Source organism: Ramlibacter sp. GS1-15 (assembly GCF_057785015.1).
This window is the reverse complement of sequence record NZ_JBYNTU010000001.1, coordinates 2,970,334-2,996,213: the sequence shown is the minus strand read 5'-3', so window position 1 is coordinate 2,996,213 and position 25,880 is coordinate 2,970,334. Positions and strand designations below refer to the sequence as shown.

Sequence of the window (25,880 nt, the reverse complement as noted above, 5' to 3'; positions counted from 1 at the left end):
GCACTGGCTCGCGCCCATTCAGCGGCGATCCGTTGTTGAGTAATGGCCCCGCGCTGCTTGGCTCTGCGGCGTCGAAGCAGGGATCAGATCTCCCGCGCGATCTTCTCCAGTTCCTTCTTCTCGATGAATTCGTCCATGCGCGAGACGAGCCGCCACCATTCGCTGCCGTCCTCGCGATAGATGCGCATCGCGCCGGCGCGCACGAGGATCTTGCGCAGCTCGTCGTCCTCGAAGCCGCCCAGGTGACGGCGCAGGGTTTCGAACGAGCGGTCGATGAAGGCCTTGTGCGAGAGCAGGGCACGGGCCGTTTCTTCGGCCATGAATTCGGTGCGATGCTGCTCGCGCGACAGCTTCAACTGGTTGTCGAACTGCTGCCGGTTGAGCAGCCAGCTGATGCCGCCGCCCACGAGGGCGCCGAGCAGGGCGGAAAGGGCGGACCAAGCGGGAGCTTCCATGAGGGGGCCGATCGATTCAGCCGGACTATATTCGAGCCGTGGCCAAATCTCCGCCCCCGCAGTTCCAGCCTCTCGCCGAGCGCCTGCGCCCCAAGACCCTGGGCGAGGTGATCGGCCAGCAGCACCTGCTGGGCGAAGGCATGCCGCTGCGCATCGCCTTCGAGTCGGGCCAGCCGCACAGCTGCATCCTGTGGGGGCCGCCCGGCACGGGCAAGACGACCATCGCGCGGCTGATGGCCGAATCGTTCGACGCGCAATTCATCCAGATCAGCGCGGTGCTGGGGGGCGTGAAGGACATCCGCGATGCGGTCGAAGCGGCCACGCGGGCCCGCGACGGGCTCGCGCAGCAGCGCACGATCGTGTTCGTCGACGAGGTGCACCGCTTCAACAAGAGCCAGCAGGACGCCTTCCTGCCGCACGTGGAGTCGGGCCTGTTCACGTTCATCGGCGCGACCACGGAGAACCCGTCCTTCGAGGTGAATTCGGCGCTGCTGTCGCGCGCCGCCGTGTACGTCCTGCAGCCGCTCACGGAAGACGACCTGAAGCAGATCGTCGCCAAGGCGCAGGCGATCGGCGCGGTGCCGCCGATCGAACAGGCCGCCCTCGATCGGCTCGTCGCCTACGCCGACGGCGACGCCCGGCGATTGCTGAACACGCTGGAGACGCTCGCGGTCGCCGCGCAGAAGGAGAAGCTCGGCGAAGTGACGGATGCCTGGCTGCTCAAGGTGCTGGGCGAGCGCATGCGGCGCTACGACAAGGGCGGCGAGCAGTTCTACGACACGATCAGCGCCTTGCACAAGTCGGTGCGCGGCTCGGACCCGGACGCGTCGCTTTACTGGCTGATGCGCATGCTCGACGGCGGTGCGGACCCGCGCTACATGGCGCGCCGCATGATCCGCATGGCGGCCGAGGACATCGGCCTGGCGGACCCGCGCGCGCTGCGGCTTGCGCTCGACGCCGCGGAGGTGTACGAGCGCCTCGGCTCGCCCGAAGGCGAGCTGGCCCTGGCCGAATGCGTGATCTACCTGGCGATGGCGCCGAAGTCCAATGCGGTTTACGTGGCCTTCAACGAAGCCAAGGCATTGATCGCGAAGGACGGCACGCGTCCCGTGCCGCTGCATCTGCGCAACGCGCCGACGAAACTGATGAAGGACCTCGCTTACGGCCGCGGCTACCGCTATGCACACGAGGAGGAGGGCGGCTTCGCGGCGGGTGAGGACTACTTCCCGGAAGGCATGGAGCCGCCCGGGTTCTACCGGCCGGTGGACCGGGGCCTCGAGATCCGCATCGGGGAGCGCTTGCGCGAACTGAGGGAACGCAACGAACAAGGGAAAACCCGGGACCGCTGAAGCCCGGGAGCGCGCAAGGTCCGTAGCTACAATCGCGCGGCAAACCCGCCCATGCGCACCCTGGCGGGTTTTTTGCTAATTGGATCCGGGCCCACGAGGCCGCATTCCACCGGAGAACGTGTCTATGGAAATCCTGCTGCAGCAGATCATCAACGGTCTGGTCCTTGGCAGCATGTATGCCCTGGTGGCCCTGGGCTACACCATGGTGTACGGCATCATCAACCTGATCAACTTCGCCCATGGCGAGGTGCTGATGGTCGGTGCCGTCACCAGCTGGTGGATCATCACCAACGTGCAGGACGTCATGCCCGGCATGCCCGGGTGGGTCCTCCTCGTCGTGGCGCTGGTGCTCTCGTGCGTCGTCGCGTCGATCCTCAACTTCACGATCGAGAAGGTCGCGTACCGGCCGCTGCGCAACAGCCCGAAGCTTGCACCGCTGATCACCGCCATCGGCATGTCCATCCTGCTGCAGACGCTGGCGATGATCATCTGGAAGCCGAACTACAAGGCCTATCCCACCCTGCTGCCGCCCAAGCCCTTCGAGATCGGCGGTGCGGTGATCACGTCCACCCAGGTGATGATCCTGGGGCTGACGGCGGTTTCCCTCGCGGTGCTGATGTACCTGGTCAACTACACCAAGCTCGGTCGCGCGATGCGCGCGACGGCCGAGAACCCGCGCGTCGCGGCGCTCATGGGCGTCAAGCCCGACACGGTGATCTCGGCGACCTTCGTCATCGGTGCGGTGCTCGCGACCATCGCCGGCGTGATGTACGCGTCGAACTACGGAACGGTGCAGCACACGATGGGTTTCCTGCCCGGCCTGAAGGCCTTCACCGCCGCGGTGTTCGGCGGCATCGGCAACCTCGCGGGCGCGGTGGTCGGCGGCATTCTGCTCGGCCTGATCGAGTCGATCGGGTCCGGCTACATCGGCACGCTCACGGGCGGGGTGCTGGGAAGCAACTACTCCGACATCTTCGCCTTCATCGTGCTGATCGTGATGCTCACGCTGCGTCCTTCGGGCCTGCTGGGCGAACGCGTCGCGGACCGCGCCTGAGGATGCAGCCATGAACGACTTCATCAACCGCCAGAACAAGTACGTGGTCTACGCGGTGGGCGCCGTCGCGCTCATCGTGCTGCCGCTGATCCTGCAGTACGCCGGCAACTTCTGGGTGCGCATCGCCGACTTCGCGTTGCTGTACGTGCTGCTGGCGCTCGGCCTGAACATCGTCGTCGGCTACGCGGGCCTGCTGGACCTGGGCTATGTCGCGTTCTTCGCGATCGGGGCCTACATGTATGCGCTGCTCGCGTCGCCGCACCTGACGGAGAACTTCCCCTGGATCGCCGCGTACTTCCCCGAAGGGCTGCACATGCCGCTGTACATCTGCATCCCGGCGGGCGCGGTGCTGGCCGGCCTGCTGGGCATCCTGCTCGGCGCGCCGACGCTGAAGCTGCGCGGCGACTACCTCGCGATCGTCACCCTCGGTTTCGGCGAGATCATCCGGGTCTTCCTGAACAACCTGGACCAGCCGGTCAACGTCACGAACGGGCCGAAGGGCGTCGGGCAGATCGATTCGATCCATTTCTTCAACCAGAGCCTGGGTCGGCGCTGGGACCTCTTCGGCTTCGACATCGAGTCGGTGACGAACTACTACTACCTGTTCCTGGTGCTGGTAGTGGTGTCGGTCATCATCTGCCATCGCCTGGAGCTCTCGCGCATCGGCCGCGCATGGATGGCCATCCGCGAGGACGAGATCGCCGCCAAGGCCATGGGCATCAACACCCGCAACATGAAGCTGCTGGCCTTCGGCATGGGCGCGACCTTCGGCGGCGTCTCGGGCTCGATGTTCGCGGCCTTCCAGGGCTTCGTTTCGCCCGAGTCGTTCAGCCTGACCGAATCGATCATGATCGTTGCCATGGTGGTGTTGGGCGGCATCGGCCATTTGCCGGGAGTCATCGTGGGCGCGGTGCTGCTTTCGTCGCTGCCGGAGGCCTTGCGCTGGGTCTCGGGCTACCTCGACCTGCAGGCGGCGACCGGCGGTCGCCTCGATCCCGCCATCCTGCGGCAGTTGCTCATCGCGCTGGCGATGATCATCGTGATGCTGCTGCGCCCGCGCGGCCTGTGGCCGACGCCGGAACACGGCAAGGCGCTGCCGCAGCAGCCGGCCAAGTGAGGAAGGACGACATGGCAGACACCGTTCTTCGCGTCACCGGCATCTCCAAGCGCTTCGGCGGTTTGCAGGCCCTGTCGGACGTGGGCCTCACGATCCAGCGCGGGCAGGTCTACGGCCTGATCGGGCCGAACGGCGCTGGCAAGACGACCTTCTTCAACGTCATCACGGGCCTGTACACGCCCGACAGCGGCACCTTCGAGCTCGCGGGCAAGCCCTACACGCCGAGCGCGGTCCATGAAGTCGCGCGGGCCGGCATCGCGCGCACCTTCCAGAACATCCGCCTGTTCGCCGAGATGACGGCGCTCGAGAACGTGATGGTGGGCCGCCATATCCGGACGCAGTCGGGCCTGGTCGGCGCGATCCTGCGCACGAAATCGTTCCGCGACGAGGAAGCGGCGATCGCAAAGCGTGCGCAGGAGCTGCTCGACTACGTCGGCATCGGCAAGTTCACCGACTACAAGGCACGCACGCTGTCGTATGGCGACCAGCGGCGGCTGGAGATCGCGCGCGCGCTGGCGACCGACCCGCAGCTGATCGCGCTGGACGAGCCGGCCGCGGGCATGAACGCCACCGAGAAGGTGGTGCTGCGCGAGCTGATCGACCGCATCCGCAAGGACAACCGCACGATCCTTCTGATCGAACACGACGTGAAGCTGGTGATGGGCCTGTGCGACCGCGTCACCGTGCTCGACTATGGCAAGGCGATCGCGGAAGGAACACCCGCCGACGTGCAGAAGGACCAGAAGGTGATCGAGGCCTACCTCGGCTACAGCCATGCGCACGGCGGCGAGGCCGCCGCCACGGGAGAAGGGAAATGAGCCAGACGCTGCTCAAAGTGACTGGCTTGCGCGTCGCCTACGGCGGCATCCAGGCCGTGAAGGGTGTGGACTTCGAGGTGCGCGAGGGCGAACTGGTGTCGCTGATCGGCTCCAACGGCGCCGGCAAGACCACCACGATGAAGGCCATCACCGGCACGCTGCCGTTCGCGGGCGGCGACATCGAATACATGGGCCGCAGCATCAAGGGCAAGGGCGCGTGGGACCTGGTGAAGCAGGGCCTGGCGATGGTGCCCGAAGGCCGCGGCGTCTTCACGCGCATGTCGATCACCGAGAACCTGCAGATGGGCGCGCACATCCGCAGCGACAAGGACGGCATCGCGGCGGACATGGACAGGATCTTCTCGACCTTTCCCCGCCTGAAGGAGCGCGCGACGCAGCTCGCCGGCACGCTCTCGGGCGGTGAGCAGCAGATGCTCGCCATGGGCCGCGCGCTCATGAGCCGGCCCAAGGTGCTGCTGATGGACGAACCGTCGATGGGCCTGTCGCCGATCATGGTCGACAAGATCTTCGAGGTGGTGCGCGAGGTGTATGCGCAAGGCGTCACCGTGCTGCTGGTCGAGCAGAACGCCGCGCGCGCGCTGGAAATCGCCGACCGCGGCTACGTGATGGAGTCGGGCCTGATCACGATGAGCGGCAACGCCAGGACGATGCTGGACGACCCGAAGGTGCGCGCCGCATACCTGGGCGAGTGAGCCCTCAGTAGCGGTACTGCAGCCCGAGGTTCGTGGAGCGCACGGGCCCGCCGGGAAGGCGCAGGTCGTAGCGGCCCCATTCGAAGGTCGCCGACAGGCGCGGCGTGAAGTCCCAGCTGACCCCGCCGCCGAACGACAGCCCGAAACCTGCGGCGTCCGGCCCGGCCGCGGCGGCGTTGCCCATCACGGATGTATCGGAAGAGCGGCTGTAGGTGGTGCCCACTTTCCCGTACACGCCGAAGGACGACAGGTGGGCGCGCCCCACCAGGCTGAGGTTCAGGCCCTGCGCGCGCGCTTCGCCTATTGGACGCAGCAGGGGCCCGGTGTCGACATAACCGACTTCCGCGCCCCAGTGCGAACCGAGCATGCGTCCCGCATAGATTTGCGCGGATTGGTCCCGGCTCTGGCAGAGCAACAGGGTTGCCGGGCAATTCGAGGAGGTGAGGCCGCGCCCCAGGCTCAGCCCGAGATAACCCTTGGCTCCCGGCAGCGCGTACCCGTAGGGCGTCGTGAAGGTCGCGGCCCCCGGGTCCGGCACCTGGGCGATGCCGCTGTCCGCGAAGGCCAAGGCGAGAACCGATACCGAGAAGCTCCTGCCGACGATGCCCATGGTGCGTCTCCTTCTTCCCTACTGTCGAGCCAATGTAGGGAGGCGCCGGCCGCGTCCGTGTCGGACAAACCGCACACGCGTTGTAGGAAGCTCAGCTTGGACTTAATCGACCTTGGCGCCGGAGAGCTTCACTACTTTTTCATATTTCGCGAGCTCGGCCCGCATGAACCGGCCGAACTCGTCCGGCGAGTTCCACACCGGCTCGGCCAGCAACAACGCGAATTTCTGCCTGGCTTCCGGCGATTGCAGCGCAGCAACGAAGGCCGCGTTGTATTTGGCCACCAGATCGCGCGGCATCCCGGCCGGGCCGACCAGGCCCCACCAGGTGTCGATCGCGAAACCCTTGATCGTGTCCGCCACCGGCGGCACGTCCGGCAGTTGCGCCGAGCGCGTGAGCGTCGTCACGGCCAATGCCTTCAGCTTGCCGGCACGGATGTTCGGCGCGGCGGTCGCGAGGTTGTCGAAGTTGAAATCGACTTGTCCCGAGAGCAGTGCAAGCTGCGCCGGGTTGCCGCCGTTGAAGGGGATGTGCACGGCGAAGATGCCGGCGCCCTGCTTGAACATCTCGCCGGCGAGGTGCCCGGCGCTGCCGTTGCCGCCGCTGCCGTAATTGAGCTTGCCCGGATTCGCCTTCGCATAGGCGATCAGGTCGGCCAGCGTGTTGATGCGCAGGCGCGATGCCGTGCCGGCGTTCATCACGAGCACGTTGGGCACGCGGACCATCTGCGTGATCGGTGTGAAGTCGCGCGCCGCGTCGTACGGCATCTTCGAGAAGAGCCACGGGTTGATCGCGTGCGTCGCCACGGCCGCGATGCCGATCGTCGTGCCGTCCGGCGCCGACTTGGCAATGAGGTCCGCGCCGATGTTGCCGCCGCCGCCCGGCTTGTTCTCGATGATCACCGTTCCGAGCGAATCCTTCACGCGCTCGGCCAGGATGCGCGCGGTGGCGTCGATGGGGCCGCCGGCCGCGTAAGGCACGACGATGCGGATCGGACGCCCTTGGGCGAAGGCGAGAGGGGCGGCCACGGCGCTCGCCGCGCCCAGGAGGAATGGTCTGCGTTGGATCATGCGCGGATCAGGCGGTCGTGCCGTGCTTGTCGGCTTCGGTCGTGAAGGCGTCGGCGTAGAACTCCTCCGGCGGGAGCTTGGCCAGTTCGCTGTACTCCTTGCGCGCGGAGTCGACGACGATCGGCGCGCCGCACGCGTACACCTGGAACCCCGAGAGGTCGGGGAAGTCCTCCATCACGGCCCGGTGCACGAAACCCGTGCGGCCCGTCCAGTTGTCCTCGGGCAGGGCATTGGAGATCACCGGCACGTATTTCAGGTTCGGCATCGCGGCGAGCTGCGCCTGCACCCAGTCGTCGAGGTACAGGTCCGCCGGGCGGCGGCCGCCCCAGTAAAGCGTGATCGGCCGCTGGATGCCCCTGAACTGCATGTGCTCGATCAGTGCCTTGATCGGCGCGAAGCCCGTACCGGAAGCGAGCAGCACCATCGGCTTGTCCGAATCCTCGCGCAGGTAGAAGCTGCCGAACGGCCCTTCCAGCCGCATGATCTCCTTCTCCTTCATCGCGGTGAACACGTGGTCGGTGAATTTGCCGCCCGGCATGTGGCGGATGTGGAGTTCGACGACGGGCGCCGTGGTGCCCGCGCCCGTGGCCTGCATCTGGTTGTGCGGCGCGTTCGCCATCGAGTAGCTGCGGCGCGAGCCGTCGCGCAGGATGAATTCGACGTACTGGCCCGCGTGGTAGCGCAGCGTGTCGTTGGCGGGCAATTGCATGCGCACCACCATCACGTCGTGCGAGCGCTTTTCCAGCGACAGCACGCGCGAGGGCATCTTGCGCACGGGGAAGGCGCTCTCGTCGGTGACCTGCTTCGACTCGAGGACCAGGTCGGTCTGCGGCACGCCGCAGCAGGTGAGGATGTAGCCGGCGGCCGCTTCCTCGGGACTGAGGGCTTTCGTTTGATGCACGCCGTGCACGACCACGCCCTCGAGCTTCTTGCATTTGCACGAGCCGCAGGCGCCATCCTTGCAGCCGTAGGGCATGCCGATGCCCTGGCGGATCGCCGCGAGCAGGATCGCCTCGCCGGCATCGACCTCGAACGCGCGGCCGCTGGGCTGCACGGTCACTTTGAAAGGGCCCGCCGCGGCGGAAGCGCTTGTCATCTTTGGTTATCCTCGGCCGGTCTCGATTTGTCCCACTATCGATTTTGCCTTCAATTCAAAGCCCCCTTGGCGCCTTGCCGTCGCGCTTCCGGCGCGAGCGCGTGCTCATCGTGGGTTGCGGTGACGTCGGCTTGCGCGCCGCCAGGGCTTTGCGCGGTCGCGTGCAGCTCCGTGCGCTGACTTCGACGGCGGCGCGCGCACCGGCTTTGCGCGAGGCGGGGATCGTGCCGCTCGCGGGCAACCTCGATGAGGTGGCCACATTGCGCCGGCTCGCGGGCATCGCGACGCGCGTCGTGCACCTCGCTCCGCCGGCGATCCTGCATTCGGGCGCGTGGTGGCGCGACTTCCGCACCCACGCGCTCGTGCGGGCGCTCGCGCTGCGCAGCGTTCCCCGCACCCTGGTCTACGCCTCCACCAGCGGCGTGTACGGCGATTGCGGCGGTGCGCTCGTCACCGAGTCCCGCCCGCCCGCACCGCGCACGCCGCGCGCGCAACGCCGGCTCGACGCCGAGCGGCTGGTGCGCCACTTCGGCCGGCGCACGGGCACGCGCGTTTCGCTGCTGCGAGTGCCGGGCATCTACGCGCCGGACCGGCCCGGCGGCCCGCGCGAGCGGCTGCAGCAAGGCGCGCCCGTGTTGCGTGACGAAGACGATGTGTATACGAACCACGTGCACGCCGACGACCTGGCGCGCATCGCCATCGCGGCGCTGTGGCGCGGTGCGCCGCAGCGCGTGTACAACGCCAACGACGACACGCAGCTGAAGGTGGGGCAGTACTACGACCTGGTGGCCGACCTGTACGGCCTGCCGCGCCCACGGCGCGTGCCACGCAGCGCCGCGGAGCAGGAGCTCTCGCTCAACTCGCTCGGGTTCATGAACGAGTCTCGAAGAATGTCCAACGTGCGCATCAAGCGCGAGCTGCGAGTACGATTGAACTACCCGACCGTAGCGCCGGGACTGATGTGAGCCCAACAGCCGTGTGCTGTATTGCCCAAGCGCGCGGGTAATTTTTCCCAGTCCCGAACACGCATATGGCCTACATGCCGGGTGGCATGCAAACCTATCCTTCGTATGCGGGCGATCGACTCGCAATCAGGGGCAGGAATCATCGTGGGCAACTCCAATACGTTGAGAGAGACGGCGCAGTCCGTGGTCGTAGCGATGGCGCTGCTGGGCTCGCTTGCCTGCCCCGCTGCCGCCAGGGCCGGCAGCATCGGCGTGACGGTGAACGCCACCATCCTCAAGCACGCGAGCCTTCAGGTGCTCGCGCAACCTTCTTCAGTGTCGGTCACACCGCTCGACATCGCGCGCGGATATGTCGACGTACCGGCACCGGCCCGTGTGGTGATCAAGAGCAACACGCCGGACTACATGCTCGTGTTCGCGGGCGAGGGCGAATTCGTCCGCCAGGTCCGCGTCAGCGGACTGGGTGCGGACGTGCAGATGGGCCCAGGCGGCGGCGTGGTCACGCGCAGCACTCCGGGCCGCGGCATGATGAGTACCGTGCTCGACCTCGAGTTCCGCTTCGAGCTGGCCAAGGACGCCCGGCAGGGCGTGTATCCCTGGCCGATCCAGATGTCAGTCGTGCCGCTCTAGGGGCTTCAATCGGCAGAGCACTGCCGGCAATTCCACGAAAGTCTCCGCGGTATCCGGAATCACGAGCTCGAACGGGCATGGCCTGTCCTCGACGAGCGCGTTCGCGGCATAGGTTCCCGGCGCCAGGTTCTCCAGGTAGAACTCGCCCGCCTTCCCTGTCTCGACAGTCAGCGTCTTGCCGTTGGCGCGGAGCGTGATTTCCTGGTAGACGACCGGCTTGGGCCCGCTCTCGCCCTGGTATTTCAGGACGCCGCTGAACGCCTGGATCTTCTTCGCCGCGAAATCGATGATCGCACCGCCGCGTGCCCAGGGTGATACCTTCTTCGAGGTCGCCGCGACCTCGTATTCGATCGGCACGGATTCGGGCGCGATCGAGACGTCGTTGTCGTGATAGGAGTTCAAGGTCGGCACGAGCAGCTTTCCTTCCGCATTGGTCCGGCCCATTTCCTGGGCAGCCACCAGGACCTTCACGCCAGGCAGCTTGCCGACCTTGACGATCCCGAAACCGTCGACCAAGGGCCGGCCCATCGCCGCCTCACCGCCCACGTAGGCGACGCCACCGGCGACGGACAGGCGCTCGATGGTGGACTGCCGGCCTTGCGGCGACCGCTGCGTGTCGTATTCGGCGCGCAGGATCGCGGCGGGCGCGTTGTACTGGGCCTGTGTGAGAAGCGTCGTGCTGCTGCCGCCTGCATCCGCTGCGTGTCCGGTGGTGATCTGGTAGCCCAGGCCTTCGCCGATCGGCTGGTTCCTGGTGAACTGCACGACTTCCGAATGGCGATCGGCCTCGCGGCGGACATTGGTGGTCGCCGTGTAGTAGCGATCCAGGAAGAAGGTCAGCCCGACAAAAGCTTCCGTCCTGCTCGTCGTGTCGCGAGTGCGGGTCAGGCTGGCGATGAGCGACACCCGGCCGGACACGAGGGACCTCGTATAGGAGATGGCGGAAACGCGTTGCCTGGCCAGCCCGACGAAGACGAAAGGCTGGCCGACGGCTGAAGGGTCGCCAGCCCGGGTCGGGTCAGTCACAACCGCCGAATGGCTCAGCGAGATGCTGCCGCCTTGGGCCGGCAGGTTGTAGCCCAAGGTGACGTTGCCCTCGTATTTGCGGTTCGTCACAGTGGGCGGATCGCCCAGCACGGCATAGTCGCCCCGGTCCCGCCGCAGGGTGAGACCGACGTTCCAGCTCGGGGCCTGGTAGTTGTAGCCGACCAACCCGGCCGTGCCATGCCGGCCCGCCACGCTGCTGGCGGCGGCAGCCATGCTGAGAACGCCCCAAGGGCCGAGCACGAGCGTCGCCGACGGGCCGCCGTTGAGGAACTTCTGTGCCCCTTCCGCCCGGACGCCCAGCGTGAGTGCGTTGGTGAGACCGTAGCGGTGGAACATCGAAAACGCGGCCGGGCCGTAGAGATTGCTCTCCACGCCGTAGCGGCGCCGGAACGCGCCGACGTTATAGCTGTACTCGTGCAGACCCCGCTGCAAAGGGCTGTCGCTGAAGTAGAACGAATAGTCGAGTGCCTGGGTGCGGCCGAACGCGTCGCGCACGATCACCTGTACGTTGCGTGCCCCGCTGTACGCCAGGATGTCGTTGAGCTGGAACTGGCCGGGGTTGACGTTCTCGGAGCGGATCTTCTGGCCGTCCATGTACACGTCGAGCTGGCTCGGCAGCGCCACCTGCCCGCTGATCGTCTGTGTGGGGAACTGCACGAGGTAAGGGTTCAAGCCGTACAGCTTGGAGACGCTGAAGCCGCCCAGGTTGACGCCGTTGCTCAACTCGCGCGAAGGCGTGAAGAAGTCGCCGGCCACCCAGCGACGCAGGTCTTCCCGATCGTCGCGCGTCACGTTCGACATCAGCCGGACGAACTTGTGTGCACCGTCCGGCGACTGCACGGTGGCACCGTTCGTCACGAACAAGTAATCGCCCTGGCGCCAGCCGGCCTCCGCGGTTGCCGCCCAGGTGGTGCGCGGGAGGGCACTGCCGCCTGCATAGTCCAGCGCGTAATTGAAGAAGCCGCTGTTCTCGCGCGGCACGAAGCCGCGGCCGGAGCCCGGCGGCGACCCGAACTGGCGCACCGGCAGCAGCTGCGGATCCGCCGTGATGGCGAACGTCAACCGGCGTGGATCGAAGCTGTAGGTGACGCCGCCGATCGACTTCAGGGATATGTATCGCTCGCCTTCCAGCGTCGTTGCCATGCCGGGCAGGGGAGCCTTGAAGCCGAGCTCCTGGAGATCGCTGTCCTTGACGAGGAAGTCGCCGTCCCCCGTGCGGCTCACGAACAGGTCACCCTTGTCCTGGCCGTTCAAGCTCACGCGCAGCACCATCGCTTCCGCCCGCGCACCGGCGCCGAGTTCGGCGGTAGGGACCGCTTGCGCGAGCGCCGGGACATGCGTCGCCAGGCAGCAGAGCGCCGCGACCGCGACGCTCTTAAGGACAGTTCGCACGGCTGACGTCCAGCTTGCGAGTGCGACTGAGCTTGTCGGTCTTCAGCTCCATCGTGATCGCCGCAAGGCGGCGGCACGTTTCGGCAGGGATGGTCGCGGTAAAAGCCTTGGTGGTCCCCGCCAGCAGATAGCGGTCGGCCAAAGTCAACGTATAGAGCTCCTGGCCATCGGGCCCGATCCCCTTGAGATGGATGCCTTCGATGACCTGGTGGCGGTTGCCCGTGTTCTTGACCGACAAGTTCAAGGCGCCTTTGTCGAGCGACACGACCGTGAGTTCCGCCTCGTCCAATGCCTGCTGCGGCTCCACGAAGATCGGCGCGCCGAATCTCAGCAGCACATTGACGTGCGGCCCGGCGACATTGGTGCCGGCGCGGTTCGGGTTCGGCAGCTCCTGAATGAAAACGCGGTAGGTCTTTTCGACTGGCACGACCGGCTTTTTGGCGCCGACCCGAACGATCGCCTCCTCACCGGGTTCCACGCCCAGGATCTTGGGGAAGAAGATGAGATCCGGCGTCTCGGTGTAGCGGTCCGCCCCGCTCGCGTCCTGGGTCCACTCCATTGCTTCGAGCTGGAAGCTGATCTTCTCCTTGCTGTCGTTGCGCACCGTGAGGGCACCGCTCCTGACGGCGGCCCCGAGTTCCAGGCGGATCGGGCCAACCGAGAACTCGGCCGCAAGAGCCGGGGCGCAAACAAGGAAGAGGCCGGCAAAGCCGGCCGCAGCCCAGGATTTCAATCGTTTCGGCAGGTAATGCATGAGCCGGGTGTCTCCGAACGGCAGCACATCCTGTTAAGGAGTTACCGTAAGCGTGACGGTGTCGCTGTAGTTCCCGGCGGAAACGTTCTGATAGCTGGTGCCCAGAACCGTGCCGGTGAAGGTGAAGGTGGCGTACGTGTTGTTGCCGGGTCCGGGCAGATTCCCCGGCAGCGTGATGCTGTAGGGGATGAAATCCGTTCCGTTGGTCATGCGGCGCGAGCCACTGAAATGCAAGCCGTTGTCGGCACTGAAGACCATCGTCTTGCTGGTCGCGCAGTCGCCCACCTTGTCTGCATTGAGCGTGGCGGCCGCGACCGGGACCGTGACGTTGGCAGCGCTCGCAGGGTTCAAGGTGCCGAAACTCAGCGCCAGTCCTTTGGCTTGAAAAAGGCAGGTGCTGCCACTCGCGAAAGCCGGCGAGGCGCCAAGTCCTGCGGCCGCGAGCAATGCGACGAGCGCGATCCTTGCCCAGCTGCGCCGCATCGCTCAACTGCCTGCGAGATCAGGGCGCGACGGTCAGCGAGACGGTTTCGGCATAGGGACCGACCGTCTTGTTCTGGTAGTTGGCCGCGGTGATCGTGCCGCCGAGAACCACCGTGAGGTCCTGGCCCGCGCCGAACCCGGTGCCCGTGCCCGTGCTACCCGAGGTGAAGGCCAGGGTGTACGTCATCGTATCGGCGGCGGCGGTGCCGCTGCCGGTCAAAGTGCGCGAACCCACGCCGCCGGTGGCGGTGACGGTTGCCCCCGTTCCCTTGGTGCACCTGTACGTCACGCTGGCACTCCCGGTCGCATCGGCGGTGCCGGAAGGATCGATCGCGCCGAAGGCCAGCACCGGGGTCTGGCCGGTGTTGAACTTGCAGATGCCCGTCACGGACGCGGTGACGCTCACGGACTGGGTATCCGCCGCGGCGATGCCGGCGGCCAAAGTGAGGGAGAGGGCGGCGGCGATCTTCGCCATGCGGGTACGGGTCATTTCAGAGCTCCAAAACTGAATACTTAGTGATCTGCGCCGAGTAACAATCTTCCTTGAATGAAACGCGGGGCGAGATGTGTCAAAAGGCAACGTTACTGTAACACTTGAAGTGTAAGAAGGCAACCGATAGTAGCTCATCCGATGTCGCTCTTTTGAAAAACCCGTGAAATTATCACGATTTATCGACTCTCGATGACCTCTTCAGGGCGTTTTTGTTCAGCAGTTCAATGTTACAAATTGTCGATAAACTGCACCTAAACGGGGAGTTCTGCGAGAGAACGTCTTCTTGGATCCCCCAATTCGATTTCGGTGAAATAGGTCACAGCCCTGCTTTCTAAGCCCTGCAATACCCAATTCGGTGGATAGCATCCTCTTACATACGCGCTACACTTGATACAAGTGTAAAAAACTGCATAGGATGAGGAGAAGGGCATGACGCACGTAGCGCAAGCCGCTGTGGGGCATGGCGCCATGGGCAAGGGAGGCCCGTGGTGAGCGGTCTCTCAGCCGAGCTTGGGGCCGGGGGCGCCGCCGCTTGGACGCTGGTGTGCGCGCTGGCTGCCTGCATCTTTCTGGTGCTGACCAAGGGCCGTCACGGCAGATTCACTTTCGACAGCAGTGTCGGCGTCCAGAAGCTTCATATGCAGCCCACCCCGCGCGTCGGGGGCATCGCGATTTACGCGGGCCTGCTGGTGGGTTGGGCCGTGGTTCCCAACGCGCAGGCGAAGCAGATCCTGGGGGTGATCCTTTTTGCCGGCATCCCCGCGCTCGCATGTGGCCTGCTGGAAGATGTGACCAAGAAGGTCGGGGTCATTCCGCGCCTGCTCGCCACGATCTGCAGCGGCTGGGTCGCCTGCATGCTCACCGGCGTGGCATTGAACCGGTTGGAGGTCCCCGCGCTGGATACCGTGGTTGCGTGGTCCCCGTTGGCCATTGCCTTCACCGCCTGCTCGGTCGGCGGCGTGGCCAACGCGATCAACATCGTCGACGGCCTGCATGGGCTGGCGAGCGGCATCGCCATCATCGCCCTCCTGGCGCTGGGCGCCATCGCAGGACATGCGGGCGACACCGCGCTGCTGCTCGCGTGCGTGCTCGTTGCCGCCGCCGTCGCGGGCTTCGGCCTCGTGAACTTCCCCTGGGGAAAGCTCTTCATGGGTGATGGCGGCGCCTACTTCGTCGGGTTCGCGCTTGCATGGCTGGCCGTGCTGCTCCCGATGCGGAATCCCGGAGTGTCCGTATGGGCCGCGCTTCTGATCTGCGCCTATCCGATCACTGAAGTCCTCTACAGCATCGTGCGCCGTTACCTGGGTGGGCAGTCACCCGGGCACCCTGACAGCGCGCACCTGCACAGCCTGATCAAGAGCCGGGTGATTGCCCGCAAGCTCGCCGGCACAAGGCAAGGCTTCCAGAATGCGGCCGTTTCCCCGATCGTCTGGTTCTTTTCCGCGTCACCGGCGCTTGCCGCAATCACCGTCTTCGACCAACCCGTGTTGCTGGTGTGCGCCAATGCGGCATCGGTGCTCCTCTATCACGTCAGCTACAGGTGGTTGCGCGCGCGGGCCGCAGCCGACGCCTTGGGCGCCCCGAGCCGGATCGCGATTGTGGGCACGGTGGGAGTCCCGGCGGCGTACGGCGGATTCGAAACGCTCGTGGAAAACCTGGTGCGCGCCCACCAGGCGAAAGGCCTGCGCTCGCGCCTTGTTGTGTATTGCAGCTCGAAGAACTACCGCGTGCGGCCCAGGGCGTACATGGGCGCGCGGCTGCATTACCTGCCCCTGAGCGCCAACGGCGCATCCAGCGTCCTGTACGACGTACTCTCGTTGGTGTCCGCGGTCTGGCGCAACTGCGACGTGATCCTGCTCCTTGGCGTGTCGGGCGCGATCGCGCTCCCCTTGGTGCGTCTTGTCTCGACCGCCCGCATCGTGACCAACATCGACGGCGTCGAGTGGCGTCGCGCGAAGTGGAAGGGCTTTTCCCGGTGGTTCCTGCGGATCTCGGAGCGCATGGCGGTCCGCTGGTCGCATGAGGTCATCGCCGACAACGCCGGCATCGCCCTGCATGCCAAGCAGATGTACGGACGGGATTGCCGCGTGATCGCCTATGGCGGCGATCACGCCGTGGCTGCAGACGCCAAGCCCTGCGAAGGCCTGCCGCAACGCTACATGCTGGCCCTGTGCCGGATCGAGCCCGAGAACAACCCCGAAATGATCCTCGAGGCGTTCGCGGTGCGGCCGGAAACGGACCTGGTTTTCATCGGCAACTGGAACGCCAGCGCGTTCGGCCAGAAACTGAGGCAGCGCTTCGCGTACCATCCGCACCTGCACATGCTCGATCCGATCTACGACGTGGGCGTGCTGCGCACCGTCCGCAGCGGGGCGAGCCTGTATCTGCATGGCCACTCGGCGGGCGGCACCAACCCGTCACTGGTCGAAATGATGCACTTCGGCGTGCCGGTGCTCGCGTTCGATTGCATCTACAACCGCAAGGCGACCGATGACGCGGCGGTTTTTTTCAGGAACCCGGTCTCGCTGCGTGCAGCAGTCGATTCGATGACTCCTGCGCGCGGCGAAGCGGTCGGCGCGCAATTGCAGCAGATCGCCCGTCAGCGTTACACGTGGGACGCGGTGGCCCGCGAGTATTTCAAGTTGCTCGAGGAGACTCCCGCGCCGGCCGATGCGGCCGGGCGCATCGTCACCCGGGTCGTGGCGCAGAACGATTCGATGATCGACCCGGATGAATTTCCGGCGACCGTCATTCAAGGACGCGCCCACGCGAAATAGAAATCGCCGTTCCCAGCTGCCTTCTATGCTTCCCCGGGATTCCTGGCTTCGGGGCACGGAAGGCGGTGCTGAACGAGCGCTCGCCAACGGAAGTCGATCAACCCCGCCCACTCGTGGATGACCGCCTTGCTGCGGGACCAGCCAATGCGGCTTGGCAGCCACGGGTTCTCGGAGTGACCGGACCACGGCGGACCTGAGACAGCAGGCGTTGCCTTTACGGCGTAGTACCCGAACCACGCGAGCGCTCTGGGCATGTGCGCTTCATCGGTGACGACGAACACCGAATCGACCCTCCTGCTTGCGAGCAGGCACGCCGAGCAGGCGGTGTTCTGTTCCGTGTTGATGGAGGAAGATTCGGGCCAGAGGTTGTGCGTGCCGGCAGCGCGCAGGGCCTTGAAGTAGTGGCCCGCATTGCGCCCAGAGACAATCAGCGGCAGGCGAGTCGCGCGTTGTAGCGTAGCGGCCGCTGGCACGCGGTCAAGATGGTCTCCGGTGAGAAGAATGAGGGCACCTTCGGAGCCTTTGGCAACGCCGTGTTCCTCGCCATGCCAGTGTCGTCAGGACCAAATTTGAGCCGGCTTCCGTGCTCGCGATGTACAAGATGCCGAGAAAAAGTGCTGCCACGAACGCGAGCCGCCTGTGCTTGCCCCGTGATCGGTTGCGCTCAGCATGCCCGTCTGCGACTTCGACTCTTTCCAATCTCGGAGTACCAGATTACTTAACGGCGACCAGATGCAAGGCTCTGCGAAGGCCATTGACAAATTCGCGTTGTGAGAACGTGCTCGCCCTCAAGCGGGCAGCAGCAGACATTTGCAGGCATAAGCCCTCGTCGCTGGCTAGTTCCTGCACTTTCTCCGCGAGCGTGTCGATTTGACGGCAATCAACAAGGAATCCTTCCACGCCGTCCGTGACCAGCTCTACAGGGCCGCCAACCGGCGGGGCGATCACGGGGATACCGAACGCCATTGCTTCGAGCAGTGTGAGGCCGAACGTCTCGACCCATTCGCCAGGCCGGGAGAGGTTCAGCACGAGGCTGGCTCGGGCATAGTGGGTTGCCGGATCATCCGTGCGTGGATGCACGGTCAGGTTTGGGGGAGCGCCCAAATCCGCAAAGTACCGTTTCGTCGTGTGCTCGTCGTCGTTGGCAACCAAGTCGAAGTGGATGTCTGCGCACGCCTTGAACCGTTTGGCCAATTCGACCAGTTCGGGGATTCCTTTGTAATCGCGCAGCGAAGCCAACATCAGGATTCGAAAGCATCCGCTGCGGCGGTGATGGTATGGCGTTTCTTGCCCACGGCAGGTGAGCGTCTCATCGAGCGCGTTGTAGACCGTCGTCGCAGGCACTGACGATATAGGCAGGCAATTGCGATGGAAGTCCGACACGTAGATCAGATAGTCCGCAGTGTGACGCGCGATCGTAGTCAGAAACCAGCGCAAAGGCGCAGGGCTGAGAGAAAGCTCGTGCAGGTGATAGACGACGGGTCGATCCGTCAGGCGGCCATAAAGCGCAGCCCCAAACGGCAGGAGCGTGTTGACGTACACCACGGCATCAGGCCGAATATCCCGATCCCGCACCAACGCCAGAAATAGTGCAGCCTGGCTCAATAAATAGGTGAACAACGTTCCTACACGGTAGGGCGTGCGGCGATACCAGTAACGCGTCGTCAGTATCGCGCTCTTGTCCAGCCAGCCTGAACCGTCGGAACCGATGAAGAGCCTGTCAGTTTGATGCTCACATAACGCGGCTATGGCGGAAGCGAGGACTTTGGGGCTTCCGGATCGATCATTCAAGAGGTGAGCGAAGACGATGCCGCGCGTCATTTCCGATCCAGTCCAAGACGTGCGCGCCTGCGAGTGATGACCTGAGTTACTAACGCAGAAATGGCCGTCTCGGGCGGCCCGTCATTTTCGAGTACGACCATGTGACCTGATGTGGCGAGATCGCGGTATGCTGCGTTGATTTCTGCGATTCGTTCGAGAGAAAGCTCCTGCTTGCGTTCGCGCACGATCTGGGGCGACACTTCAACAAAAAAGGCCGTGTGCGGCATAGGAAGGATCCACAGACCGAGTTTCCTGATCCACCGTGGCAGCTCGACGCGCGAGCGGCCTTGATCGGCCACCATGTCGAAGAAGTACCTGTCATAGATGACGAGTTCGCGCCGGACCAACGCGGGCCGGATCTTCGTGAAGTAACCCCACACGTAGTCAAGCGAATAGTAGGAGAGCCTGAGCAAGGAGCCGGCGAAGCCAGAAGGCTTGCCTCTGTGCGGTTCCGCGTAGTTCTCGTCGACGACCTCGATGGCGCCGCTTCTTTTTAGGAGCGCTGCGATTCGCGGCAAAGCCGCGGGACGGAAATGTCCGGAGCCGGAGGCGCTATAAGGAAACAAGACGCGCAGTCTCTTGCCTGCGTGCTCCAATACAGTCGTCTTGCCGGAGCCATCCGGACCGCTCAACGACACGAATTCGCCTTTCGGTCGAAGCAAGTGACGGACGCGTGAATAGACGAAGTGCAACAAGTGACCAACATGGAAGAAGGGAGACCGCGCAGCTTGTTTGAGCAGGACCAAAAACAACTCGGGCCGGGAAATCCGCTCCATATCCGGCGCGAAGCCCGCATTGCAGATATGCGCCACTACGCGTTGCGCGCGAGCTGTCCCGAGTAGCGGCGCGAGAATCGCGCGCACCTTGTCTTGCTCCTCGATACAGGTCCGCCGGAATCCCTCGTGGTATCTCGCGGGTAGCTCGGCGTCAAGAAGGTAACCGAACAGCCATTTATCGAGGAACATGTACAGCGGCTCGGCCACGTAGAAATCACGATAGCGGCACCGGGTGGCCAGGATGTCTTTGCCAGCAAGGAGCCTGACTCCGTATAGTTCCGAGTCGAAAAAGCAATCGATCTTCAATTCCTGCACTTCACCTTCCGTGTCGTCTTGCAGCAGGATGTAGTACTGGTCGAAGCGTTCGTCGGAGAATTGGTGATAGAGCACTGCTGCTCCGTCTTGCACAAGCATGGCGATCGCCCTGCGGCTGGCATCTCGGTGCGACCGTTGCGCCAGGATGTCGATATCGCGTGTGTCCACTTGGTGCGGCAAGTTTTCGTAGTTGCGTAACAGGCAGTAGTTGACGCCAGCTTCCTCGTAACATGCAAATAGGCGCGACAGGAGCCGGGATTTGGCCGGCGCGGTAGACGATGCGTTCATATCTCGGGCGTGCTCCTTGTCTGCATTCGCAATTTTTGGCGCAGAAACTTGGGGCTGAGGAGCACAACAGCCACGCCGAGCAGAAGCATTCGCACGTACTGCCGCCGGAGATAGCAGAAGCCAACCTGCTTGTAGAGAAACGCTGCGACGTCTACGCGCAGGTTGTTCAATTTCCGAAATCGAGGAATTGACTGCAAGAATTCTTGATACGATCGCTCGGGGAGATTTCTCCGCCGGCGCAGCAAGCAATCCTTGATCCAGCGCATTTTGTCCTGCATCCGGAAAACGTTGGCCGTCGAAAGGGAGCCGACGGTCTTGCGATAGTGGAAGAGCGGTTCGGGGATGGTGACGAAGTACCTACCGTCGCGGCCGAAGTCGGCCATACGACACCACAGGTCAACGTCTTCGCTGAAATCCTGATAGCGCACTTTCCCTGGGGCAAAACCCTGCAATCGGTAGCCGCCAACGGCTAGCGCTGTCGACCGCAAAAAGAGTGTGGTCGGCAAAACGAACACCAGTTTGCCTTTCGCGAACACATGGAAGAACTGCTCGCGCGTGGTAATCCCTACTTTCTGGACGCCGATCGCGCGGCCTTCGGAATTGATAAAGGTCGAGTAGGTCGAAACACCGAGGATGTTCGGATCTGATATCGCGACTTCTACCTGACGTGCCACCAGGGTCGGGAGGGCTACGTCGTCCGCGTCGAGGAACAGTATCCATTCTGTGCGGGCCTCGAGCAGGCCGGTCTGGCGCGCGTGAGCGATGCCGCCATTTCGTGCCAGCTTAATCAGTCGAATGCGCGGATCCCCCGCCTGGATTTCAGCCACCACCGCTGCGGTGCGATCAGTCGAGGCATCGTCGATTACGAGAATTTCCAAGTTGCCGTATGTTTGCTCACACAGGCTCACCAGGGCAGCGCGAACGTAGGCTTCCGCGTTGTAAGCGCACACCACGGCCGTAACAGGCGGCGTGGGCCTATGCATGTGCAGCGGCAGCCGGTGCTGCGATATCGTAGATCCGCTCGTAGCCGTGGCCGAGAGCCTGGTAAGCGAATCTGGCGAGCGCAAGCTCCTGCGCTCGGGCCGCCAGGCGACTCCGCCAGCCCTCATCCTGGTGCAGCTGCCGTAGCGCGCCTGCAAGACCTTGAATGAAATGGCTCTTGCGCTCCAATGGAACCGTGACGCCGGCCTCAACACCGACCGTGCGCCCTATTGCGTCACCTTCCAGGCAAACGATAGGCAATCCCGTCAACATTGCCTGGAGAACCACAGTCGCCAATCCGTGGTGATAGCAGGGATAGAGGAAAACATCGGCTGAGCCCAAAGCCTGAACCAGGCCCGCCATTGAAAGCCGCCCACAAAACTGGACGCGATCTTGTAGGTCGTTCTTCCGGACCCGAGCTTCCAGTTCATCGCGCAGCGGTCCATCGCCGATCACCACCAACCGCGCGTCGCGGGTGCTGCAGGCAAACTCGCAGAACGCATCGACTGCATGACGGGCGCCCTTCCAGTGCACAAGCTCGCCTGCGTACATGATCGTGAATGATTCGCTGCGTCGGAAGTCAGTCTTCATGCGTGCAAAGCGGATATTCGGATGGATACCCGTTTGCACATAAGGATGAACCTTCTTTCGATAGCGAGCCGCTACGTGCTCCGGTGTGTGGGAAAGAATGACTGTTGCATTGCGTCCAGTGGCGCGCACCAACGGATCGAAGTGGCGGAAGCAGAAATGGATACCAGTGCGAAATGCCTCCTTGATCCGCACAACCGGAGGAAGCGTACGGCTAATGAGCGGGTGGATACGTTCGCTGCCTACGGGACCCCAGATGAACGGAAGACCGAGGAACGCGAGCCCGGAAGGCAGCCAGTCCATGCCGCCGGTGAGATGGTGCACCAGGTCCACGGGGTTGGACCGAACGAAGCGTCGAGCTTCGAAAAATGACCCGATCTGCCAGTGGTAGTAGTAAACGAGGAAGAGACGCTTGCCCTTCTTGTACCACCTGGTCCATCCGGGTAGGTCGTAGTAGATGAAGTGCAGTGAGGCAGGTCTGTCGCCCGAGACAAAGGCCGCATCGTGCGCGGCTTTGTTGTTCGCTCGCGTTAGGACCCAGACTTCATTGCTCTTTGCCAGCTCCAGGACGAGACTCCAGCCGATTTCGCCTTCACTGCCGCGGCCAGGTTCGCACGCATAGGCGGACACAAGTATCTTTCGCATCACACTCTCTGGAGCGCAGTTCGGGCTTGCGGCTCTTCGATCGCAAGGCCGCGTTCATGCGAGACTGCACCGCTCGTGTCAGTTCTCCGGAAGTGATGCCCGACGCGGATGAGCATTAGTCCATACCAGAAGAGCTGCACGTTCCACGCCGAAGTTGCAAAGAGCAGGAGCCAAAGGACGACGATCGGTAAGGTCGATCTGCTCACGAACCGAAATACGAAGGCAAAAAGAAAAAGCACCGTCCCCACTAAGCCAAAGGAAATGACGTAGCCGGGATAAAAGCCGGCCATAACTGCGTCGCCCGCGCCGATCAACTCCCCTTGTATGTAAGCTCTGATCCCATCGATCCCAGCACCAAACCAGAACGTAAGCTGTTCGGCCGAAAGCTTTTGGTGGTAAATGAGCAAGGGCAAGATACGAAGCGACGCGCTCTGATCGGCATCCGCGATCTTGTCGATGTCCAGACTCGGCAATGCGGCCAAAAAGGTTAGGGCGCGTTGCCCCGAGATCGAGTCGACGGAGCTGAATACCGGCCACAGCAACCAAAGCATGACCAATGCAGCGATGATCCACCGTCTCGATAGTGAGAGCACGATGGCAACCGGCGCAGCCAACATCGCGAAAGCACTTCCTGTGAGCCACACGCAAACAAGGCATGCAGTTAGCAACCGCTTGTGAGTGCGCAAGAGTTCTAACGGTCGGCCGCTTTTGCCATCCGTGCGAGCCAACATCAAGTACGCCAGTAGCGTAATCGACAGAAAGCGTCCGGCGTGCGAAGGCTCGACGGCGAGTGAGTTGTAGCTCCAGAGACCTTTCGAGAGAATTTCATTGGGCACCGGCAGGCCGGCTAGCGACGCGAACAGTTGCAGTAGGGCGACTGCGGTATACAAATAGATCAGTCTTCGCAGCGTGACCAGTACCAGCTCCCGGCTGATCCGCCCGGATCGAAGTGCTCCGGCCACAGCCAGATACGAGCAGGCAAAGAGGGTCGTGTATGCGACGGTAGTGAGGTTGCCCGTACCGCCGCGAAGCAGAGATACGCCGCAGCTGTATAGGATTGCCGTGGAGGCCCACATCACGTCTCGCAGCACTCGAAGACGAGAAATGAAGATAAGAGGCGGGGTCAGCATAGAAAGCGCGATGACCAGGAAGTTTCTCTGGTCGTCGCCAACCACCGGCGCGAGGGCTGTCGCATAGACGCACAGCGTCACCAGAAAAATCAACTGAGACTTTGTAAGACTGCTCATATTCGTAGCAGGCGGATCGAGGCATGCAAGCGTGCGCAATGCCTGCTGCGCCATCTGACCAGAACGCAGCAAACCGGTGGACGCGAGCGACGCTTCATCCGCGTTCCGAAAGAAAATACTTCACGCGAACCAGACCGAGCACGGCGCTCTGCGAAAGGCGAAGCAAAAAACGGCGAAGTGGATCATATCGGGCATAGCACTGGTGGTAGTGCCGACGGCTGCGCATCCATTCTTTTACCCGACGCGTCGGGTTTCCCTTGGCCGATGACATGTGCGCGTGCACTGCCCTAAGCTCTGGTGCATAGGCAATTTCCCGCGCGGCATTCCGGACTTGCGCGCCGAGAATCGCTTCTTCGCAATACAGAAAAACGCGCTCATCCAAATACCCGATCGATTCAAGGAAGGAGCTGCGTATAAGCAGGCATGAGCCGCTAACCTTCTCGATCCGGCGACCACGTTGTACGCGTTGCGACGGAGGTCGGTAGCCGAGGCGGGAAACAACCGTCCAGACCGGCCAGAACAATTCCTCGAGAAACCCAAGTTCGTACATCGGGTTTTCGTTAATCCCGGCCAAGTTGTACATCGCCGAAGCGGCAACCGCGTAGCGGTCATGGCTCATCAGCTTGGCTGCCAATTGGGCAACGTACTTTCGGTCTGTGATGCGGACATCCGGATTCACGATCAACACCGCCTGACAGCCAAGTCCGATTGCCAACCGTGCGCCGATATTGTTTCCTGCCGAATAACCGCCGTTCACTTCGTTCTGGACGAAAATCGCGCGCAAGGCGTGATCAACGACTGCCGGAACTGCATTTGAGCTGGTTAGGATGCTCGCGTCGCCCATCTTCTGACGCATACTGGACAGCATCGCCTCTCGACTTGACGCGAGCGAAGCGTTATCAACGACGATGGTCCGCAGGTCGACGTCCTCTTGCACGAGAAGACCGTCGAGACACTCGGGCAGATCCTCGTTGCTGTTGTAGGTCACGACGATAGCTGCGATGCGGGGTAGGTCGATCATGATCGAGCGCTTCTAACGGACAGCTCAATCGCCCGCGTCATTCGGCTGACCATCACGCAGGGGCTCTTTTGTACCGGTACCAGTCAGCATCAAGCTGCTCCTTTTGCGACGAAGACATACTGGATCGCAATTAGCTCGTCGAAAAGCCCACCGCTCAGGTGCGATAAGAGTCTCCATTTGCCGCCGATCTGGGGGGAGGCGGTTTCGATCCGAAGTCCCGCGCGCTCGATCAGTTCGAGCGCGGTCGAGTAAGTGAAAAAGCGCAGATGCGTGCGGTCCATGATTCCTGCATCGCGGTACTCCCATTTTCCGCGCAGCACCAGCGGCAGAAAAACACTCCAATGCCTCACATTGGGTAGCGATATCACTACCTTGCCACCGGGCCGCAACAGTGAGGTCAGTTCGCCGAGAGTGCGCCACGGATCCTTGACGTGCTCCAGCACGTCGGCGCAGACGATGAAATCAAATCCGTCGCTGCCCCAGCGAGGACGCAACGACGAAAGATCGAAAGAGTCTAAATCTGCGCAAACGACGCCGCTGAGGTGTTGTTCGGCCTCTGCCGCGGCTGCGCTGGAAAGTTCCAGGCCAAAGACCTGCTGCGCACGGCCGCTTTCCTTGAGATGCGCACCGAAGTGTCCAGCGCCGCATCCGACGTCCAAAATTCGATGTTGCCCCTGCGGAATCTTTGAGGAAAGCGCTTTCCGCTGGTTGCGATAGTACGAAAAATTCGCCATGGCTTCTTGATTCATTGCATCGCCAGTCAGTGACTCGCTGGGGCGATCAGTAAAAACTTCGCTCCGCTTTGCCAAGAAACGCCTCTATGTCGACGTTAAGCAGGTCCGGCATGGCCTTTTGTATCTTCGCATCGCTCCATAGCCACCACTGAATTTTTAGAAGTCTGCCAATCGTCTCTTCGGCAAAGCGATACCGGACGACACGGGCGGGATTGCCGGCCACAACCGCGTAGGCTGGAACATCTTTAGTCACGACGGCACCTGCACCGATGACGGCGCCGTCACCCACTTTGACTCCAGAGAAAATTGACGCATCAGTTCCTATCCATACGTCATTTCCGATGACAACATCGCCTTTGGTTTTGGGGTGTCCCTTGATACCCCGTGCGCTGTCCCAGAGGACGCTGAACGGGTAGGTCGTGACCCAGTCGGAGCGATGCTCTCCACCAAGAAAGATCTTCACCCCGGCGGCAATGGAGCAGAAAGCGCCGATTTCTAGTGTTGCTCCCTCGTGCCAAGTGCGAACGGTAAGGTCACCGTATGTTCCCCGGCCGATCTTGTATTGCGGAAATTTTTCCGCCAACCCACGCTCGCGCGCTGGTCGGATCGCGGCCAGGAGCTTGGCGGCCAAGGCTCTCAGCGT

25 protein-coding genes are annotated in these 25,880 nt (G+C 63.3%); 8 read left to right on the top strand and 17 right to left on the bottom strand.

The window, feature by feature from the left end; genetic code table 11:
- Positions 1 to 83 precede the first annotated feature (83 nt).
- Entirely contained in the window at positions 84 to 455 is a 372-nt protein-coding gene (locus AC3EF3_RS14955) for a hypothetical protein (RefSeq protein WP_488532937.1), read from the bottom strand.
- 38 nt (positions 456 to 493) lie between these two features.
- Between AC3EF3_RS14955 and AC3EF3_RS14950 the strand changes: the two genes are divergently transcribed.
- The 5 genes from AC3EF3_RS14950 (at position 494) to AC3EF3_RS14930 (ending at position 5,506) form a co-directional block, all read left to right on the top strand.
- Positions 494 to 1,804: a replication-associated recombination protein A gene (locus tag AC3EF3_RS14950; RefSeq protein ID WP_488532936.1), complete on the top strand. Its 1,311-nt coding sequence runs from the start codon at positions 494 to 496 to the stop codon at positions 1,802 to 1,804.
- Positions 1,805 to 1,928: 124 nt separating this feature from the next.
- The gene (locus AC3EF3_RS14945; RefSeq protein WP_488532935.1) at positions 1,929 to 2,858 is read left to right on the top strand and encodes a branched-chain amino acid ABC transporter permease; all 930 of its coding nucleotides are present in this window, start codon (positions 1,929 to 1,931) and stop codon (positions 2,856 to 2,858) included.
- A gap of 10 nt (positions 2,859 to 2,868) precedes the next feature.
- Positions 2,869 to 3,975 carry a branched-chain amino acid ABC transporter permease gene (locus AC3EF3_RS14940; protein WP_488532934.1) on the top strand — a complete coding sequence of 369 codons (1,107 nt, stop codon included), beginning with the start codon at positions 2,869 to 2,871 and terminating at the stop codon, positions 3,973 to 3,975.
- A gap of 11 nt (positions 3,976 to 3,986) precedes the next feature.
- Positions 3,987 to 4,793 (top strand): ABC transporter ATP-binding protein, encoded by an 807-nt coding sequence (locus tag AC3EF3_RS14935; RefSeq protein WP_488532933.1) that lies wholly within the window; start codon positions 3,987 to 3,989, stop codon positions 4,791 to 4,793.
- The gene (locus AC3EF3_RS14930; protein WP_488532932.1) at positions 4,790 to 5,506 is read left to right on the top strand and encodes an ABC transporter ATP-binding protein; all 717 of its coding nucleotides are present in this window, start codon (positions 4,790 to 4,792) and stop codon (positions 5,504 to 5,506) included. Before AC3EF3_RS14935 ends, AC3EF3_RS14930 begins: the two co-directional genes overlap by 4 nt.
- A 4-nt stretch (positions 5,507 to 5,510) precedes the next feature.
- Here the strand turns inward: AC3EF3_RS14930 and AC3EF3_RS14925 are convergent, their stop codons facing one another.
- From AC3EF3_RS14925 to AC3EF3_RS14915, 3 genes are all read right to left on the bottom strand, one after another.
- The gene (locus tag AC3EF3_RS14925) at positions 5,511 to 6,116 is read right to left on the bottom strand and encodes an outer membrane beta-barrel protein (RefSeq protein WP_488532931.1); all 606 of its coding nucleotides are present in this window, start codon (positions 6,114 to 6,116) and stop codon (positions 5,511 to 5,513) included.
- Between the two features lie 102 nt (positions 6,117 to 6,218).
- Positions 6,219 to 7,184, bottom strand: coding sequence for a Bug family tripartite tricarboxylate transporter substrate binding protein (locus tag AC3EF3_RS14920; protein ID WP_488532930.1), 966 nt, complete (start codon positions 7,182 to 7,184; stop codon positions 6,219 to 6,221).
- Between the two features lie 7 nt (positions 7,185 to 7,191).
- Positions 7,192 to 8,280 carry a CDP-6-deoxy-delta-3,4-glucoseen reductase gene (locus AC3EF3_RS14915; protein WP_488532929.1) on the bottom strand — a complete coding sequence of 363 codons (1,089 nt, stop codon included), beginning with the start codon at positions 8,278 to 8,280 and terminating at the stop codon, positions 7,192 to 7,194.
- Positions 8,281 to 8,324: 44 nt separating this feature from the next.
- Here AC3EF3_RS14915 and AC3EF3_RS14910 point away from each other — a divergent pair, with 44 nt between their 5' ends.
- Together AC3EF3_RS14910 and AC3EF3_RS14905 are read left to right on the top strand one after the other, a co-directional pair.
- Positions 8,325 to 9,245 carry an SDR family oxidoreductase gene (locus AC3EF3_RS14910; RefSeq protein ID WP_488532928.1) on the top strand — a complete coding sequence of 307 codons (921 nt, stop codon included), beginning with the start codon at positions 8,325 to 8,327 and terminating at the stop codon, positions 9,243 to 9,245.
- A 144-nt stretch (positions 9,246 to 9,389) separates the two neighbouring features.
- Positions 9,390 to 9,875 (top strand): hypothetical protein, encoded by a 486-nt coding sequence (locus AC3EF3_RS14905; RefSeq protein ID WP_488532927.1) that lies wholly within the window; start codon positions 9,390 to 9,392, stop codon positions 9,873 to 9,875.
- Here AC3EF3_RS14905 and AC3EF3_RS14900 read toward each other — a convergent pair.
- The 4 genes from AC3EF3_RS14900 to AC3EF3_RS14885 all read right to left on the bottom strand — a co-directional run bounded on the left by AC3EF3_RS14900 (position 9,858) and on the right by AC3EF3_RS14885 (position 14,041).
- Positions 9,858 to 12,194 carry a fimbria/pilus outer membrane usher protein gene (locus tag AC3EF3_RS14900; protein WP_488532926.1) on the bottom strand — a complete coding sequence of 779 codons (2,337 nt, stop codon included), beginning with the start codon at positions 12,192 to 12,194 and terminating at the stop codon, positions 9,858 to 9,860. The two genes, AC3EF3_RS14905 and AC3EF3_RS14900, sit on opposite strands and share 18 nt — an antisense overlap.
- Positions 12,195 to 12,297: 103 nt before the next feature.
- Complete coding sequence (locus AC3EF3_RS14895) at positions 12,298 to 13,068, bottom strand: fimbrial biogenesis chaperone (RefSeq protein WP_488532925.1); 771 nt, start codon at positions 13,066 to 13,068, stop codon at positions 12,298 to 12,300.
- 33 nt (positions 13,069 to 13,101) lie between these two features.
- On the bottom strand, positions 13,102 to 13,551 hold the full coding sequence (locus tag AC3EF3_RS14890; protein WP_488532924.1) for a Csu type fimbrial protein: 450 nt from the start codon (positions 13,549 to 13,551) through the stop codon (positions 13,102 to 13,104).
- A 19-nt stretch (positions 13,552 to 13,570) separates the two neighbouring features.
- A complete protein-coding gene (locus AC3EF3_RS14885; RefSeq protein WP_488532923.1) occupies positions 13,571 to 14,041 on the bottom strand; it encodes a spore coat protein U domain-containing protein in 471 nt (156 codons plus the stop codon).
- Between the two features lie 491 nt (positions 14,042 to 14,532).
- On the opposite strand from AC3EF3_RS14885, the gene AC3EF3_RS14880 reads away from it, so the two are divergent.
- Positions 14,533 to 16,821 (top strand): DUF1972 domain-containing protein, encoded by a 2,289-nt coding sequence (locus AC3EF3_RS14880; protein WP_488532922.1) that lies wholly within the window; start codon positions 14,533 to 14,535, stop codon positions 16,819 to 16,821.
- 23 nt (positions 16,822 to 16,844) lie between these two features.
- On the opposite strand, the gene AC3EF3_RS14875 is transcribed toward AC3EF3_RS14880, so the two are convergent.
- The 9 genes from AC3EF3_RS14875 to AC3EF3_RS14835 all read right to left on the bottom strand — a co-directional run bounded on the left by AC3EF3_RS14875 (position 16,845) and on the right by AC3EF3_RS14835 (position 25,868).
- A complete protein-coding gene (locus AC3EF3_RS14875) occupies positions 16,845 to 17,324 on the bottom strand; it encodes a YdcF family protein (protein WP_488533805.1) in 480 nt (159 codons plus the stop codon).
- 211 nt (positions 17,325 to 17,535) lie between these two features.
- Positions 17,536 to 18,642, bottom strand: coding sequence for a glycosyltransferase family 4 protein (locus tag AC3EF3_RS14870; protein WP_488532921.1), 1,107 nt, complete (start codon positions 18,640 to 18,642; stop codon positions 17,536 to 17,538).
- Positions 18,639 to 20,021 carry a dTMP kinase gene (locus AC3EF3_RS14865; RefSeq protein ID WP_488532920.1) on the bottom strand — a complete coding sequence of 461 codons (1,383 nt, stop codon included), beginning with the start codon at positions 20,019 to 20,021 and terminating at the stop codon, positions 18,639 to 18,641. Before AC3EF3_RS14865 ends, AC3EF3_RS14870 begins: the two co-directional genes overlap by 4 nt.
- On the bottom strand, positions 20,018 to 21,004 hold the full coding sequence (locus AC3EF3_RS14860) for a glycosyltransferase family 2 protein (protein WP_488532919.1): 987 nt from the start codon (positions 21,002 to 21,004) through the stop codon (positions 20,018 to 20,020). Before AC3EF3_RS14860 ends, AC3EF3_RS14865 begins: the two co-directional genes overlap by 4 nt.
- Positions 20,997 to 22,220 (bottom strand): glycosyltransferase family 4 protein, encoded by a 1,224-nt coding sequence (locus AC3EF3_RS14855; RefSeq protein WP_488532918.1) that lies wholly within the window; start codon positions 22,218 to 22,220, stop codon positions 20,997 to 20,999. The genes AC3EF3_RS14860 and AC3EF3_RS14855 overlap by 8 nt, the downstream gene beginning before the upstream one ends.
- 14 nt (positions 22,221 to 22,234) lie before the next feature.
- The gene (locus AC3EF3_RS14850) at positions 22,235 to 23,536 is read right to left on the bottom strand and encodes a hypothetical protein (protein ID WP_488532917.1); all 1,302 of its coding nucleotides are present in this window, start codon (positions 23,534 to 23,536) and stop codon (positions 22,235 to 22,237) included.
- A gap of 40 nt (positions 23,537 to 23,576) precedes the next feature.
- Positions 23,577 to 24,503, bottom strand: a complete 927-nt coding sequence (locus AC3EF3_RS14845; protein ID WP_488532916.1) for a glycosyltransferase family 2 protein — start codon at positions 24,501 to 24,503, stop codon at positions 23,577 to 23,579.
- An 89-nt stretch (positions 24,504 to 24,592) separates the two neighbouring features.
- Complete coding sequence (locus AC3EF3_RS14840; RefSeq protein WP_488532915.1) at positions 24,593 to 25,252, bottom strand: class I SAM-dependent methyltransferase; 660 nt, start codon at positions 25,250 to 25,252, stop codon at positions 24,593 to 24,595.
- A gap of 31 nt (positions 25,253 to 25,283) precedes the next feature.
- Positions 25,284 to 25,868 (bottom strand): CatB-related O-acetyltransferase, encoded by a 585-nt coding sequence (locus AC3EF3_RS14835; RefSeq protein ID WP_488532914.1) that lies wholly within the window; start codon positions 25,866 to 25,868, stop codon positions 25,284 to 25,286.
- Positions 25,869 to 25,880: the final 12 nt, after the last annotated feature.

Bases quoted from the DNA above. Each gene is read 5' to 3' on its own strand.
- AC3EF3_RS14895 (WP_488532925.1), bottom strand. From the start codon at position 13,068: ATGCATTACCTGCCGAAACGATTGAAATCCTGGGCTGCGGCCGGCTTT.
- AC3EF3_RS14915 (WP_488532929.1), bottom strand. From the start codon at position 8,280: ATGACAAGCGCTTCCGCCGCGGCGGGCCCTTTCAAAGTGACCGTGCAG.
- AC3EF3_RS14940 (WP_488532934.1), top strand. From the start codon at position 2,869: ATGAACGACTTCATCAACCGCCAGAACAAGTACGTGGTCTACGCGGTG.
- AC3EF3_RS14935 (WP_488532933.1), top strand. From the start codon at position 3,987: ATGGCAGACACCGTTCTTCGCGTCACCGGCATCTCCAAGCGCTTCGGC.
- AC3EF3_RS14860 (WP_488532919.1), bottom strand. From the start codon at position 21,004: ATGCATAGGCCCACGCCGCCTGTTACGGCCGTGGTGTGCGCTTACAAC.
- AC3EF3_RS14885 (WP_488532923.1), bottom strand. From the start codon at position 14,041: ATGACCCGTACCCGCATGGCGAAGATCGCCGCCGCCCTCTCCCTCACT.
- AC3EF3_RS14845 (WP_488532916.1), bottom strand. From the start codon at position 24,503: ATGATCGACCTACCCCGCATCGCAGCTATCGTCGTGACCTACAACAGC.
- AC3EF3_RS14930 (WP_488532932.1), top strand. From the start codon at position 4,790: ATGAGCCAGACGCTGCTCAAAGTGACTGGCTTGCGCGTCGCCTACGGC.
- AC3EF3_RS14840 (WP_488532915.1), bottom strand. From the start codon at position 25,252: ATGAATCAAGAAGCCATGGCGAATTTTTCGTACTATCGCAACCAGCGG.
- AC3EF3_RS14920 (WP_488532930.1), bottom strand. From the start codon at position 7,184: ATGATCCAACGCAGACCATTCCTCCTGGGCGCGGCGAGCGCCGTGGCC.
- AC3EF3_RS14865 (WP_488532920.1), bottom strand. From the start codon at position 20,021: ATGAACGCATCGTCTACCGCGCCGGCCAAATCCCGGCTCCTGTCGCGC.
- AC3EF3_RS14870 (WP_488532921.1), bottom strand. From the start codon at position 18,642: ATGACGCGCGGCATCGTCTTCGCTCACCTCTTGAATGATCGATCCGGA.
- AC3EF3_RS14945 (WP_488532935.1), top strand. From the start codon at position 1,929: ATGGAAATCCTGCTGCAGCAGATCATCAACGGTCTGGTCCTTGGCAGC.
- AC3EF3_RS14890 (WP_488532924.1), bottom strand. From the start codon at position 13,551: ATGCGGCGCAGCTGGGCAAGGATCGCGCTCGTCGCATTGCTCGCGGCC.
- AC3EF3_RS14955 (WP_488532937.1), bottom strand. From the start codon at position 455: ATGGAAGCTCCCGCTTGGTCCGCCCTTTCCGCCCTGCTCGGCGCCCTC.
- AC3EF3_RS14925 (WP_488532931.1), bottom strand. From the start codon at position 6,116: ATGGGCATCGTCGGCAGGAGCTTCTCGGTATCGGTTCTCGCCTTGGCC.
- AC3EF3_RS14850 (WP_488532917.1), bottom strand. From the start codon at position 23,536: ATGGCGCAGCAGGCATTGCGCACGCTTGCATGCCTCGATCCGCCTGCT.
- AC3EF3_RS14900 (WP_488532926.1), bottom strand. From the start codon at position 12,194: ATGGTGCTGCGCGTGAGCTTGAACGGCCAGGACAAGGGTGACCTGTTC.